Raw genomic sequence first — 14809 nt, forward strand, 5'->3', positions numbered from 1 at the left:
CTCTTTTTTGCGTTTTCGGGCTCTTATAACCCCTCTAAGCGACCATTCTTTCTTTTTCTACGTTTTCGGGCTCTTAAAATACCACTTAATAGTATAGAAATTATTATATTTTCACAAAATTCTACATTTTGTGTATATTGTTTGAAAAATATGGTATATTCAAAATGTTGTTTATTTTATGAAAAAAGGGGAGGTTTTTACTTGAAAAGAAGATTTTGGAAAAAGATAAGTAGTTTACTATCTATTCTTCTAGTATTTTCGTTACTGGCACCATACGCTAGTGCGAATACTGGACTGAAAGGTGTGAAACAAACACTGTCGAACGAAAGTATTATGCAACTGAAAGCGGCGGTAGCTCAGCAAGAAGATTTATTACAACAGGGGCCATCATTACATCATGATTTACAAGGGGTAACAGGGGCAAAGGAAGTGAACGTAATTGTTCATCTTTCTGAAGACTCAGTCGCACTCGCAGAGGGTAAGAAAAAGTTAACAAACCAAACTCTTACGGCTGCTGAGAAAGTAAAAGTGAAAAATAGTGTTAATGCACAACAAACACAAGTGAAAAAGACATTACAAGCGAAGAAGGTAAAGATTAAGGAAAAGTTTTCTTATGATACGGTCCTCAACGGGATCGCAATGTCTATTAAAGCGGATGATCTAGATAAACTGCTTAAAACTCCAGGTGTCACATTAGTTGAGCCTGACCTTATGATGCATGCACTAGAAAACCCGAGTAAAGAGGGTAAAGCTGATGCTGCAATGAATACAAGTGCTTCCCATCTTGGTATCGAAAAGCTTTGGGAGAAGGGGTTTGAAGGACAAAAGATCAAAGTCGGTGTGTTAGACACAGGAATCGATTATGACCATCCTGACCTTGTCGATGCTTATAAAGGGGGAAAAAACTATATTACACATGGCAGTGAGTATGCAAGAGGTCGTGCTGCAAATGATCCGTACGAAACCACACCACTTGATCGTGCTCCTGCTACACCGGAATTCAACAGTAAAGGAAGCGCATTCTATACTTCTCATGGTACGCACGTAGCCGGAACAATTGCTGCTGCGGGGAAAAATGAATATGGAATCAAAGGACTTGCACCGAAAGTTGATTTATATGCTTACCGCGTACTGGGTGCCTATGGAAGCGGGGCCAGTTCAGGTATTATTAAAGGAATTGATGATGCTGTAAAGGATAAAATGGATGTAATCAACCTTTCACTTGGCGGAGATTCAAATAGCGCTATAGAGGCTGATTCTATCGCGATTAACAATGCAATGATCGCTGGTACAGTAGCAGTAGTGGCTACAGGAAACTCAGGCCCTGGCCGCGGGACGATTGGTAATCCATCAACCGCAGCGCTGGGAATTGCAGTAGGTAACTCGACCAATCCGGAAAAAATGTATACAGCTAATGTAAAGATTGATGCTGCAGCATATGCAAAAGAAGCGTCTTTGAATTTAATGGCTATAACCTTTGGCAAGAATCTTGAGGAGCAGGTAAAAGGTGAATTTGATGTTGTTGCCATTCCTGGTGTAGGAAAACCTGCTGATTTTACAGGAATTGACGTAAAAGGAAAAGTGGCACTGATTGCACGTGGAGAAATCGCGTTTGTTGATAAAATTAGTGCGGCAAAAGCTGCTGGTGCGGTTGCAGCCATCATTCACAACTCACAAGCGGGAACCAATTCTCCTGGTCCGTCTAACGTATTCCTGAGTGATTCTTTTGAATTCATCCCAACCATTGATATGAGTTATACAGAAGGAACGGCACTTAGAGCCGCACTTGGAACGACTTCAGGCAAGGTTTCTTTTTCAGGCATCGTTAGTACAGCGATTGAGGGAGATGAGGTAAATGACTCCAGTTCACGCGGACCAACTAACCCTGAGTTTGATATTAAACCGGATGTCACGGCACCGGGAACGAATATTATGTCCACTATTCCAGAATATAAAAAGGATTTTCCAGAAGCTAAATATGATGCAGCCTATGATCGGAAAACTGGAACATCAATGGCAGCACCACATATTGCAGCAATTGCAGCGTTGATTCGTCAAGCAAACCCGGATTGGACACCATTTGATGTAAAAGTAGCACTGTCTAATACGGCAAAAATACTTGATACCAAAAAATATGATGTATTTGCGCAAGGACCGGGACGTGTTCAACCATATAAGGCAGCATTCCCGGACGTACTCGCCTACGGACTTGACAAAGATTTATTCGATAATAAAGAAGTTGAGCATGAAAAAGGCACCATTACCTTTGGTAAACTCCCTCAGGTGAAGGATGGAAATGTAAGCGTTACCAGACAAATCCGTGTGAAAGATCTAGCGGGTAAAGGTGGAGATTATTCCGTAAGGGTCCAAACGACCAAAGCTTTCGGAGATGCGAAGGTAACAGTGGACAAGCCAATGTTTACATTGAATGGTTCACAAATGCTGGAAGTGACATTGACTGCTTCAAAGGCTGCTCCAAAACCAGGTGATGAACTTCTGGGTTATATCTATATTACGAGTGGCGAGAATGAGATTTCGCTGCCATTTGCAGCTGACTTCAATGGCGAACCGCCTACGGCCATTGAATATATGAATCTATCTGAAACAGACCTGTCCTTTAATGGTGATGGTGTGAAGGATGAAGCATTATTAACATTTAAAATAACAGGCGATTTGAAAGAAAACTCTATTGAACTTTGGGATATCAATAATCCTAAAGGCGGGGAATATGGTGATGGGTATATTGGGTACCTACATGCAGCGAATTCCTTGAAAGCTGGTGCCTATCAACTTCCGATAAAAGGAACATATAAACCTTGGAGCCCAGGAACTGCAACAGCAACCATTCCTGATGGACTATACACAATCGATCTATCTGGTAAAACCGCCTCCGGTAATCCCGCGGTTGTAGGGGATTTTGCTGGACCGATTGTCGTGAAGACAACTTCTGCAAAGGTTGCTGCAAGCTATGCAGATGGGAAAGTTACCGGTAAAGTAACCGACAAATATCTCGATTACAATCAAAAACTTGCAGAATACGGTTTGGATTATGACATCAACACAAAATTGTTTGTCAGCTACGAATTATCAAAGAATGGCGAAAAATCGACAAATAAAGCTTCATTAAAAAAGGATGGTTCATTTACGATTGAAACAGCTCAGTTAAACGAAAAGACGGACTATGTAAAAATGTTTGTGAACGATGCAGCCGGCAACAAAATGGAGCAGATGATTTTTGGGAAAGATGTGAATGCGCCAATTGTAGTGGGATTACTTGATCCCGTTCCATCACAACCAGTAAGTCCGGACCATCCATATGTAAAAACATTTGGATTCGATAATATTGCGATTTCTCCAAATAAAGATGGTCGAATGGACAAAACGAATTATCAGTATGAGTTCAAAGAGGCCCCAACTTCGGCCGTATATGTGAATGTATTTGATGCTGCAAATCCTAAATCAGGTAAAAATGGCAATGGCATCATCGGGGATATTCTCTTCGACTATAATAAGTTGCAAAAAGGAAGCGGAACATTTGATGGTATTTACACAAATGGCAGTGATTTTAAAAAGGGACCTCTAAAAGATGGAGTGTACGGCTTTGATGTTTCATCATATGCAACAGGATTTAAAAAGATGGAAGCAAGAGTCGGGCCGATTTTTGTAAAATCAACACCGACCAAAATCAATGTCCAAGGGGCAGAGCTTGAAACGAAGGAAACTGTTTTAACAGGGTCAATCGATGACCAATTCATTGGCTTTGGCCTAATTGTAAAAGACACCTTTAAAACAGAATATGACTTGAACAAGTATGTAAAATTAACAGCATTTGTTTTTGACGCCGGTGGTAATGAAACCACTAATCATGTGGTGCTTGGGCAAGACGGCACTTTCTCTGCTTCACTAAGTGGGCTATCTGAAGGAAAAAATAGAGTGGTAGTGATTGCCCAAGATATTGCCGGAAATACCTCGCAATCAGCGGTCTTTTTCAATGTGAAGGAAACTCCGAAAGATGTTGTCACAGTTTCTGTCGATAGGGAAGAACTATCCTTGCTTGTTGGAGATACGGGCCATTTTAAAGTAACGGAAACGACAACAAAACCGGATGGAACGACAACTAAAAAGGATGTAACGGCTGATGCAACATATACAAGTGCTAATGAAAGTATCGCAAAAGTGAAAAACGGGGTCGTTACGGCAGTGGGCGCAGGAGAGACCACTGTAACGGTTGTATATGGTGATTTTTCAGCAAATGTAAAAGTTACTGTCGATCATAAAACGGTCAAGGAACTTAAGGTTAACACGGCCTCCCTTGACCTAATCGAAGGAGGAACCGCACAGCTTACCTTGAAATCTGTAGAGGCAAAAGGAGACAAGGTCACAGAAACGGATGTAACGAAAGAAGCCACATACAGCGGCTTTAATAGTAAAGTTGTAAGCGTGAAGGACGGTCTTGTCACAGCAATAGCACCTGGTACTACAGAAATCACAGTAGAACATGGTGAAAATAAAGCCACCGTAAAAGTTACTGTCGATCATAAAACGGTCAAGGAACTTAAGGTTAACACGGCCTCCCTTGACCTAATCGAAGGAGGAACCGCACAGCTTACCTTGAAATCTGTAGAGGCAAAAGGAGACAAGGTCACAGAAACGGATGTAACGAAAGAAGCCACATACAGCGGCTTTAATAGTAAAGTTGTAAGCGTGAAGGACGGTCTTGTCACAGCAATAGCACCTGGTACTACAGAAATTACAGTAGCACATGGTGGAAATAAAGCCACCGTAAAAGTAACTGTCGACCATAAAACGATCACAGAGCTTAAGGTTAACAAAAACTCACTTAAGCTTGCTAAAGGTAAGACTTCACTGTTATCTGTGGAATCTGTAGCGACAAAAGGAGATAAGGTTACAAAGACAGATGTAACGAAAAAAGCCACATACAGCGGCTTCAATAGTAAGGTTGTAAGCGTGAGAGACGGTCTTGTCACAGCAGTGGCTCCAGGAACAACTGAAATAACCGTTACTTTTGGTGATCAAACAGAAAAAGTAACAGTAGTTGTTTTTGAAACCGGATGGGTTAGTGAAAATGGTAACTGGTATTACCTAAACAGTAATGGTGAAAAATCCACTGGCTGGGTAAAAGATGGTGTGACTTGGTACTATCTAAGTACTAATGGGAAAATGCAAACTGGTTGGCTGAAAGACGGAAGCAAATGGTACTATCTCAATAAGAATGGAGCAATGGCAACAGGCTGGGCCCATGATGGAAAGGCTTGGTATTATTTGCAATCTAACGGTGCGATGGGAACCGGATGGAAGTATATTGGTCAAGCCTGGTACTTCCTCAATAATACCGGTTCAATGGCAACAGGATGGGTGTTTACCGGAGGCAAATGGTACTATTTATATAGCAATGGTAAAATGGCTTCAAAAACTACTGTTAACGGCTATAAATTAGGTGCAGATGGAGCATGGGTTAGATAAAACGTTATAAATAATATGAAAAGGGTGTATCAAAGGGAAACTTATGAGCACCTTTTTCTTTGCTTAAAATTGGGTTGCTTTTTTCGCGGAATATTTAACCTCATAAAAATGTTTGCGTTTACATATTGTATTATTAAAGATTAGTGGTATGATAATGATACAAGTTTAATAATGATCACATGTTACTGATACGATCAGGCATGGTGGTAGAATGAATGGATGTCTACATCTGTTTATTTGTACCCCCATGCCTTTTTTGTTGTTTCTTTTACATCTTTTGGGAACTATAAACAAAAAGCAAAGGAGTTATGGTTATGAAGTTTAATTTTTTTAAAAAAGAAGCAGTGGATTTTTATACACCTGTCAGTGGTAAGATTGTTCCACTTGAGGAAGTTCCAGATCCTGTTTTCAGTCAAAAGATGATGGGGGAAGGGATTGCGGTGATACCGACAAACGGAAATATTTATGCCCCGGTAAAGGGGACCGTTATTCTTGTTGCGGCTACTAAGCATGCGATTGGCATTCGTGCTGAGGATGGGTCCGAAATTCTTATTCATGTCGGTTTAGAAACTGTTTCTTTAGAAGGCAAGGGGTTTAACGTTGCAGTCAAAGAAGGGGACAAAGTTTCTGCCGGACAACTACTAATTGAGGTTGATTGGGAATATATAAGTATAAATGCAAAAAGCACAATCACGCCGATTGTGATTACCAATAGTCAAGAAAGTAAGAAGCATTATGCCTTCACTGAGGAAAAAGAAGGTACTGCCGGCAAGACCGTTATTTTCACAGCCTCTGTGTAATTGGTTTGAAGTGAAGGGCTGTTTCCTAATTGCAGTCCTTCACATTAATAAAAATTATCTTGAAGGAGGTGATTAACAAAATAATAAATCGGATATAAGGCTGCTATTCGTCATTCTGTTGTAGGAATTATTCGTATTCATTGTTCGTGTTATTGACAGTTTAGTAGTTTGATTAAAATTTATGGGGGGTAAAAAAATGAAGAAGTATTTTCAAAAACTTGGTAGTTCTTTGATGTTACCGGTTGCCATCTTACCAGCTGCAGCCCTTTTATTGGGTATTGGTTATTGGATTGATCCTACGGGCTGGGGAGCCGATAGTCCGTTAGCAGCCTTCTTAATTAAAGCCGGGGGCTCAATTATTGATAATATACCAATCCTATTTGCTGTAGGTGTAGCATTGGGTATGGCAAAGGAAAAAGATGGCTCATCTGCGCTAAGCGGTTTGGTTGCTTTCTTAGTTGTCAAAACTTTGCTTTCTACTAATTCAGTAGCATTGCTACAGGGAATTGATGCAGCAAAAGTTGATCCGGCTTTTGCTAAAATTGAAAATGCATTTGTTGGTATTCTCGCAGGTATCGTCGCTTCGATGATGTACAATCGTTTTAGTCATGTAAAACTGCCGGATGCATTTGCCTTCTTTAGTGGGAAACGCCTGGTACCAATAATGACAGCGGTTGCAATGCTGGTAGTGTCTGGTGCATTGTTCTTTATTTGGCCAGTCATCTATACTGCGTTGGTATCTTTTGGTAAAACCATTAGTGATCTAGGTGCTTTTGGTGCTGGACTTTACGGTTTCTTCAACCGACTATTAATTCCAACAGGGTTACACCACGCCTTAAACTCCGTGTTCTGGTTTGATGTTGCCGGAATCAATGATATTGGAAACTTCTTGAAAGGTAAAGGGGTAAAAGGGGTTACAGGTATGTATCAAGCAGGATTCTTCCCAGTCATGATGTTTGGGTTGCCTGCAGCAGCATTAGCGATGGTGCATACAGCAAAAACAAAAAAGAAAAAACAAATAGCTTCCTTAATGTTGGCCGCAGGTGTTGCTTCCTTCTTGACAGGGGTAACAGAACCAATAGAATTTGCTTTCATGTTCTTAGCTCCAATGCTTTATCTTGTGCATGCCGTTTTAACTGGTCTTTCAATGGCGATTGCAGCTACATTCCATTTGACAGCAGGATTTGCCTTTAGTGGAGGGTTTATCGACTGGTTCTTAAGTTTAAAAAATCCAATGGCAAATCATCCATATTGGTTACTCGTTCAAGGTTTAGTATTTGCAGTTATTTACTACTTCTTATTCCGCTTCATCATTACAAAATTCAACCTTAAGACTCCTGGTCGTGAAGATGATGATGAAGAGGATGAAGAAATTTCTCTTGCGAAAGGTGACAGTAAATTTGCTTCGATGGCAGCGCAAATTTACGATGGCCTAGGCGGGGACGCTAACGTGGTGGCGGTTGATAATTGTGTTACACGTCTAAGAATGGAAGTAAAAGATATGAAGGCCGTTGACCAAAAGAAAATTAAAGCAACTGGTGTACCGGGAATTAATATCGTCGGTCCGCAAAGCATTCAAGTTATTGTCGGAACCAATGTACAATTCGTTGCCGATGAAATTATCAAAATCCGTAAGAAAAAGTAGAAATATCATAGCTGGTATTGATGAGAAAACGCCTGGACAGAGAGGTCCAGGCGTTTTTTTATCGCTTTCGTAATCTTTCGATATGGAGGGTTAAGTATCCGAGCTCGTGCTCAGGCAGTTTTATGGCGTGATTTTGCGAAAGTTCCTTGGCAACTTTCTTTGCACAGTTGTAGGCGGTTGGAAATTTATTGGTGATCATTTTTAGCATCTCATCATCGATTGTATGTGGCTCACCAGTGCTGATTCTCGAAATAGCAAAGCGAAGATGGGTCATCAAGCGCTGGTATGAAAGGTCTTCTTCGTCAATGTCAATATTTAATTCATCCTTAATTGTTTGGACCATGTCCCCGATGATAGCCGTTAGCCGCAGTGTTTGCTTCATGTCCCCACCGTTTAGGTTAGCGGTGTGAAGATGAAGGGCGATAAAGGCTGCTTCATCTGCGGGCATTTTGATAGAGGTCTTTTTCTCAATATGCCTAAGGGCCCACATACCGATATCAAATTCCTTTTTATAAAGGATTTTTATTTCATGAAACAGCTTATTTTTAAGATTAATTCCGTCCCGTACTCTTTCAATGGCAAATGATAAGTGATCAGTTAGGGCGATATGGATATGATCATTTAATTTACATCCAAGGGAGTCTTCTGCGTAGGTGATAATCTCCTCTGAGAGGGTAAAATGTTCTTCGGGTATTTGGAGAAGGAGCTGTTGGAATTTTTCATTTCCCTTCATGACAAATAGTTTTTCAATTTTACCTGGGTTAATAATATCATTTTTCTTTTTTTGAAAAGCGATTCCCGCGCCAATGGCAATCTTCTCTTCATTGTTATCTGAAACGACAACGGCATTGTTATTCAATATTTTTTTAATTTTCACATGAAACCATCTCCTTGTTTCTTTCTGCCAACAGAGGATTAATGATTAAGGTTTTTTAAGGAATGATTTTAATCTTTTGGTGCCAGTACAAAATCATTCTTCTATTTTATTAGATTTTCGACATTATACCACTATTTCCTTCTTTTATTGCTGATAATCAGGAGAAATGGGAGGATGGCTTGGTTTTAATGTCTTTTTTTCAAAAAATAGTTTAATCTAAATAAAGCATAGTTGCTGTTATAAACAAACTTGAATAGGTGTAATCAATGAAAGAATATTATTATGATAAATTATTGAACATAAAAACGAGAGGGGAGCAGCAGGGGTTTCATAAGTCCTTGCACTATCACCGCTATGAGCCGACGCCTTATAGCGCCCTGGAGGAACTATTTCGTCATTATGAAGTGAAAAGCAGTGATCGAGTGGTTGATTTCGGGTGTGGGAAAGGGCGGTTAAACTTTTATATCGAATATTTTTTCCATGCTTCCGTGGTCGGGGTGGAAATGGACGGGACTCTTTTTCAGGCTGCAGTTGAAAATCGTGGGAGTTACGTGAGGAAAACGAAAAATAGTTTGGATAAAATTCGGTTTCATTGCTGCCTGGCAGAAGAGTATGAAATAGATTCAAGGGATAATCGCTTTTATTTCTTCAATCCGTTTTCGATTCAAGTGTTTAGGAAAATCGTAAATAACATCCTGCTGTCAGTCGAAAAATCGGAGCGGGATATTGAGTTGGTATTATATTATCCATCCGAGGATTATATATATTTTCTAGAAAACCATACTTCTTTTGAGTTAAAAAGGGAAGTCCAATTGCCATATTTATATGAACATAATCCAAATGAAAGATTTTTGATCTATCGGCTAGAATACTAGAGAGAGGTCTGAGTTCTTATGTATCGGTGTCAGTTTGGGTGTCAGGCACCACTTTAAGGAGGCGGCGATGGAGTTAAATAAACGGATTGATATGCTTGATTATTTGCGGGGATTTGCGCTGATGGGAATCATTTTGGTGAATATAATCCCTTTGCTGTCTGTGAAGCTACCGGCGCCCCACACCATAAATTCTTCTTACTGGAGGTTTTTATATTTATTTGTGGAAGGGCGTTTTTATACGATTTTTACCTTCCTGTTTGGGGTTGGATTTTATATTTTTATCACACGGGCCAATGCGAAAGGAAGGAACGGATTCGTTTTATTTCTAAGGAGAATTGCCGCATTATTTATCATCGGCTTAGTCCATGTCCAGTTTCATCCTGGCGAAGCATTAACAGTATACGCTATTTGTGGCCTATTAATTTTGCCTTTTTACCATGTCAATAAAATGGTTAATCTTGTGTTTGGTACCGTCTTGTTAATGATTTTGGCAATCGTTTCATTTAAGCTTTTCATGGTTTTTCCGCTTATGTTATTGGGAATTGCCGCCGGCCAATATCGGGTATTTGAAAACCTAAGACAACATTGGAAAACGACAGCTATTTTTACAGGGGTTATGTTTTTATTAAGTGCTTCGGCACTTATTTGCCAATACCAATTTATTCCTGTTGTGTTTGGCAATGGATCGGAAGGGGATTACCAGGAGACACAGCACTTTTTGAACATTGGGATCACGATTGGCCCGATTATCTCGGCGTTTTATATGGGGCTCATGATCTTGCTTTTACAATTCCCCTTGGTTCAGAAAGTATTATCACCGTTAAAAAGCTACGGGCGAATGGCACTAACAAACTATATTTCACAAACTGCCTTCATATTACTGGTTGGGAAGATGCTGCATTTATTCGACAATATTACTTATATCCAATCGCTTTATTTATGTTTGGCCATCTATTTTGTTCAACTTATCTTCAGTACGATTTGGCTGCGCTTCTTTAGATTCGGGCCTTTGGAATGGATGTGGAGAGTGGTGACCTATTTTGAAATTCCGCCACTCAAAAAAAGCACTAAAACATGAGTGGCAAGCCATCAGGTTTTCCTTGTCAAATAAAATACGGGTGTCAGGCACCGCGAATGGACCAATGTCCTTTCATGGTGCCTGACACCTTTTTTTGATCCAAATGATAAAAATTCTCAATTACTCATTGACACAAATATTGCCGATGTTATAATCAAGATTGTAAGTAAATGATAATGATTTTCAATTTCATTTAAAAAGAGAGAAATAGAAATGTTGGGGACAGCGATGAAGAAACGATATTTAGTAATTGCATTAGTTGTTTTATCTGGAGCTTCCTTGTTTGTCGGGGTCAGCAGTATTTCACCACTGGACCTATTAGATTTTCAATCAGAGGAGACGCAAATCTTCCTTGTCAGCCGGGTACCGCGGCTCGTAGCAATCTTACTCGCAGGGGCGGGTATGAGTATTGCTGGTTTGATTATGCAGCAGCTCAGCCGCAACAAGTTTGTCTCACCGACAACGGCGGGGACATTAGATGCCACTCGTCTAGGGATTCTTGTTTCAATGTTGTTGTTTGCGAACGCATCATTGCTTGAGAAAATGGCCGTTGCTTTTCTTTTTGCACTGGGCGGCACGTTTTTATTTATGCAAATTCTCGATCGAATCAAGTTTAAAGATGCGATATTTATTCCGCTTGTTGGGCTGATGTTTGGGAATATTTTGTCCTCTGTAACGACCTTTTTTGCTTACCGGGCGGATGTCATTCAAAATATGTCGGCGTGGCTCCAGGGTGATTTTTCAATGATTATGAAAGGTCGCTATGAACTGTTATACATAAGCCTTCCAATAATAATTATTGCTTATTTCTATGCCAACCGCTTTACCGTTGCTGGGATGGGGGAGGATTTTTCGAAAAATTTAGGTCTTGCCTATCGAAGAGTTGTCAACGTCGGGCTGGCGCTTGTTGCTTTGGTAACGGCAACGGTCGTGCTGACAGTTGGGGTTATCCCGTTCCTTGGCTTAATAATACCGAATATCATCTCGATTTATAAAGGCGACCATTTACAAAAAACATTACCGCATACCGCCCTTTTAGGGGCTAACTTTTTACTAGTTTGCGATATTTTGGGACGCGTTATCATTTATCCATATGAGATTTCGATTAGTCTTATGGTTGGTGTTATCGGCAGCGGGATATTCTTATATTTGCTTTTCAGGAGGAAGGCCTATGCGTAACTTCATGAAAATGGCCATTCTCTTACTTATAGCCATAGGTTGTTGTACCCTTTATTTATTTTATGAATTAAATGGTAGTTTTGATTATGCCCTGCCAAGACGAGGGATAAAAGTAATCGCCATGGTGATTACAGGCTTTACGATTGCCTATGCGACAGTTGTTTTCCAAACGATTACTCATAACAGGATTTTAACACCGAGTATTATGGGACTCGATGCCCTTTATTTACTCTTACAAACGATCATGATTTTTTTCCTGGGTTCTGGTCATATAATTGTGGTCAATAAACAGGTGAACTTTTTACTTTCTGTTGTCGTGATGATCGTGTTCGCCCTGCTTTTATATCGTTTTTTGTTTAAAAAAGGCGGCCAGACCATCTACTTTTTACTGCTCGTCGGGATTATCATCGGCACGTTTTTCTCGAGTATATCGACGTTCTTTCAAGTACTGATTGACCCGAATGAGTTTCAAATTGTCCAAGACCGGATGTTTGCTAGTTTTAATAATATCAACTCAGGCTTGGTGTGGATGGCGATTGTCATCATTGGACTGGTCATGATTTATGCTTGGCGGTATGTAAAATATCTCGATGTTTTATCGCTTGGACGTGATGTGGCCATTAATCTCGGAGTTCCATACGATTCGATTGTCAAACAAATGCTCGTTGTTGTTGCGATTTTCATTTCGATTTCGACGGCACTCGTTGGGCCAATCACCTTTTTTGGATTAATTGTGGCTAACTTGTCCTATCAGTTTTTTAAAACATACAAACATAAGGTACTGATCAGTGGTGCTGTACTCATGAGTATCATCGCCCTGGTTGGCGGGCAGTGGGTGGTTGAGCGTATCTTTACCTTTTCGACAACACTGAGTGTGATTATTAATTTTATTGGCGGAGTTTATTTCATCTATTTACTGCTAAAGGAGAGGAAAGTGGCATGATTAAGGTGAGGTCACTGTCAAAATTTTACGGGAAGAAACCAGTTGTAGAAGATGTGAGTGTGGATATTCAACCTGGAAAAATTACGTCTTTTATTGGGCCAAACGGTGCGGGTAAATCAACATTTCTATCGATGGTCAGCCGTTTGCTTGATGCTGATACGGGGGAAGTACTTGTCGATAATTCCGATGTTCGAGAGATGAAATCAAATGATTTTGCTAAGCGTGTATCGATTTTAAAACAGTCGAATTTTATGAATGTCCGTCTTACGATACGAGAACTTGTTTCTTTTGGGCGGTTTCCTTATTCGAAAGGTCGGTTAACTGAAGCGGATGAGCGGATTGTCGAGCAATCGCTTGAGTACATGCATTTAACCGAGATGCAGAACAGCTTTTTAGATGAATTATCTGGCGGTCAGCGGCAACGTGCCTTTATCGCGATGGTGATTGCCCAAGATACCGAGTACATTTTGCTTGATGAACCGCTCAACAATTTGGATATGAAGCACTCGGTTCAGATTATGAAGATATTACGGCGATTAGTAGATGAGCTTGGAAAAACGGTCGTCATTGTTCTGCATGATATCAACTTTGCTTCCGTTTATTCAGACCGGATTGTCGCGATGAAGGATGGAAGGGTCATAAAGGATGGACCAACAGAGGAGATTATTCAGTCAGAAGCTTTGAGCGAGATTTATGATATGGATATTCCCATTCGAGAAATGGATAACTGTAGAATCTGTGTTTATTTTAATTCATAAAAAGGAGATGGATAGGAAAATGAAAAAGTGGAGTTTACTTGGATTCATATTTACGATGATTTTCGTTTTAGCAGCCTGTGGAGGTACTTCTAAAGAGGAGGGCAAGTCGAAAACGGCATCCTCTAGTAAAACAGATACAGAAGAGAAAATGACGATCAAGCATCAATATGGAGAAGCAGTGGTGAAAAAGAATCCGAAAAAAGTAATTGTGTTTGATTTTGGAGTATTAGATACCCTAGACGAGTTAGGTATCGATGTAACAGGTGTCCCACAAGCGACAATCCCTTCTTACTTGAAAAAATATGCGGATAAAAAATATACGAATGTCGGCAGTTTAAAAGAGCCCGATTTCGAAGCGATACATGCATTGAAGCCAGATGTTATCATTATTTCCGCGCGCCAAGCGGAATTATACGATCAATTCGCAGAGATAGCTCCGACGGTGTTTTTGAGTATTGATTATACGAAATACATGGATTCCTTTGAGAAAAATATGAACTTAATTGGTAAGATTTTTGACAAAGAGGACAAGGTAGCAAGCGAGTTAAAAGACATTGAAGCGAATGTAAAAGAGTTACATTCAAAAGCATCTAGTCTTAACGAGAAAGCGTTAATCGTTTTGGCGAATGAAGGAAAAGTAAGCGCCTATGGACCAAGCTCCCGTTTCGGTCTAATCCATGATGTATTTGGTTTTGGTGCCGCAGATAAGAATATTGAAGTTTCTACACACGGTCAGAGCATTACCTTTGAATATATTAAGGAGAAGAATCCTGACGTGTTGTTCGTCATTGACCGCGCAACAGCTGTCGGAGGAGAAGTGGGTGCCAAAGAAATCGTCGAAAACGAGCTTGTTAAGAAAACGAGTGCCTACCAAAATAAAAAGATTATTTACTTAGATGCAGATACCTGGTATCTAAGCGGCGGCGGATTAAAATCTGTTAAAGCAATGACAAAAGAAATAGAAGCAGCATTATAGAAAAATAGACTATAAGAGTCATACTAAACACAACATCATATAACACAACGCTTGGGCTAACTCCATAACCCAAGCGTTTTTTTTAAAAGATAAGAAAGCATAAAATTTTCGACTTTGAGAATTGTCCAGCTCCAGGTGCCGGCTAGTGTACTTCGCTCTTCTCCCTACGATAAGTCAACATCGGTTCGCTCCGC

10 protein-coding genes are annotated in these 14809 nt (G+C 40.1%); 9 read left to right on the forward strand and 1 reads right to left on the reverse strand.

What is annotated here, in order from left to right:
* Positions 1-201 precede the first annotated feature (201 nt).
* The 3 genes from RTR43_RS10535 to nagE all read left to right on the forward strand — a co-directional run bounded on the left by RTR43_RS10535 (position 202) and on the right by nagE (position 7929).
* Positions 202-5484 (forward strand): S8 family serine peptidase, encoded by a 5283-nt coding sequence (locus RTR43_RS10535; RefSeq protein ID WP_312471679.1) that lies wholly within the window; start codon positions 202-204, stop codon positions 5482-5484.
* Positions 5485-5798: 314 nt separating this feature from the next.
* Positions 5799-6284: a PTS sugar transporter subunit IIA gene (locus tag RTR43_RS10540; protein ID WP_312471680.1), complete on the forward strand. Its 486-nt coding sequence runs from the start codon at positions 5799-5801 to the stop codon at positions 6282-6284.
* A gap of 196 nt (positions 6285-6480) precedes the next feature.
* Complete coding sequence (nagE, locus tag RTR43_RS10545) at positions 6481-7929, forward strand: N-acetylglucosamine-specific PTS transporter subunit IIBC (protein ID WP_312471681.1); 1449 nt, start codon at positions 6481-6483, stop codon at positions 7927-7929.
* A 58-nt stretch (positions 7930-7987) separates the two neighbouring features.
* On the opposite strand, the gene RTR43_RS10550 is transcribed toward nagE, so the two are convergent.
* Complete coding sequence (locus RTR43_RS10550; RefSeq protein ID WP_312471683.1) at positions 7988-8806, reverse strand: PRD domain-containing protein; 819 nt, start codon at positions 8804-8806, stop codon at positions 7988-7990.
* A gap of 266 nt (positions 8807-9072) precedes the next feature.
* On the opposite strand from RTR43_RS10550, the gene RTR43_RS10555 reads away from it, so the two are divergent.
* The 6 genes from RTR43_RS10555 to RTR43_RS10580 all read left to right on the forward strand — a co-directional run bounded on the left by RTR43_RS10555 (position 9073) and on the right by RTR43_RS10580 (position 14615).
* Positions 9073-9681: a methyltransferase gene (locus RTR43_RS10555; RefSeq protein WP_312471685.1), complete on the forward strand. Its 609-nt coding sequence runs from the start codon at positions 9073-9075 to the stop codon at positions 9679-9681.
* A gap of 67 nt (positions 9682-9748) precedes the next feature.
* The gene (locus RTR43_RS10560; RefSeq protein ID WP_312471688.1) at positions 9749-10759 is read left to right on the forward strand and encodes a DUF418 domain-containing protein; all 1011 of its coding nucleotides are present in this window, start codon (positions 9749-9751) and stop codon (positions 10757-10759) included.
* A 228-nt stretch (positions 10760-10987) separates the two neighbouring features.
* The gene (locus RTR43_RS10565; protein ID WP_312471691.1) at positions 10988-11938 is read left to right on the forward strand and encodes an ABC transporter permease; all 951 of its coding nucleotides are present in this window, start codon (positions 10988-10990) and stop codon (positions 11936-11938) included.
* On the forward strand, positions 11931-12881 hold the full coding sequence (locus tag RTR43_RS10570) for an iron chelate uptake ABC transporter family permease subunit (RefSeq protein ID WP_312471692.1): 951 nt from the start codon (positions 11931-11933) through the stop codon (positions 12879-12881). Before RTR43_RS10565 ends, RTR43_RS10570 begins: the two co-directional genes overlap by 8 nt.
* The gene (locus RTR43_RS10575; RefSeq protein ID WP_312471694.1) at positions 12878-13639 is read left to right on the forward strand and encodes an iron ABC transporter ATP-binding protein; all 762 of its coding nucleotides are present in this window, start codon (positions 12878-12880) and stop codon (positions 13637-13639) included. Before RTR43_RS10570 ends, RTR43_RS10575 begins: the two co-directional genes overlap by 4 nt.
* A 19-nt stretch (positions 13640-13658) precedes the next feature.
* On the forward strand, positions 13659-14615 hold the full coding sequence (locus RTR43_RS10580) for a siderophore ABC transporter substrate-binding protein (RefSeq protein ID WP_312471696.1): 957 nt from the start codon (positions 13659-13661) through the stop codon (positions 14613-14615).
* Positions 14616-14809: the final 194 nt, after the last annotated feature.

It is taken from the genome of Neobacillus sp., assembly GCF_031988165.1.
In the GTDB taxonomy this organism is placed as follows: Bacteria; Bacillota; Bacilli; order Bacillales; family Cytobacillaceae; genus Neobacillus; species Neobacillus rhizosphaerae.

Excerpts from the sequence above, each read along its gene's own strand:
- RTR43_RS10580 (WP_312471696.1), top strand. The coding sequence starts at position 13,659 with ATGAAAAAGTGGAGTTTACTTGGATTCATATTTACGATGATTTTCGTT.
- nagE (WP_312471681.1), top strand. The coding sequence starts at position 6,481 with ATGAAGAAGTATTTTCAAAAACTTGGTAGTTCTTTGATGTTACCGGTT.
- RTR43_RS10560 (WP_312471688.1), top strand. The coding sequence starts at position 9,749 with ATGGAGTTAAATAAACGGATTGATATGCTTGATTATTTGCGGGGATTT.
- RTR43_RS10555 (WP_312471685.1), top strand. The coding sequence starts at position 9,073 with ATGAAAGAATATTATTATGATAAATTATTGAACATAAAAACGAGAGGG.
- RTR43_RS10540 (WP_312471680.1), top strand. The coding sequence starts at position 5,799 with ATGAAGTTTAATTTTTTTAAAAAAGAAGCAGTGGATTTTTATACACCT.
- RTR43_RS10575 (WP_312471694.1), top strand. The coding sequence starts at position 12,878 with ATGATTAAGGTGAGGTCACTGTCAAAATTTTACGGGAAGAAACCAGTT.
- RTR43_RS10565 (WP_312471691.1), top strand. The coding sequence starts at position 10,988 with ATGAAGAAACGATATTTAGTAATTGCATTAGTTGTTTTATCTGGAGCT.
- RTR43_RS10570 (WP_312471692.1), top strand. The coding sequence starts at position 11,931 with ATGCGTAACTTCATGAAAATGGCCATTCTCTTACTTATAGCCATAGGT.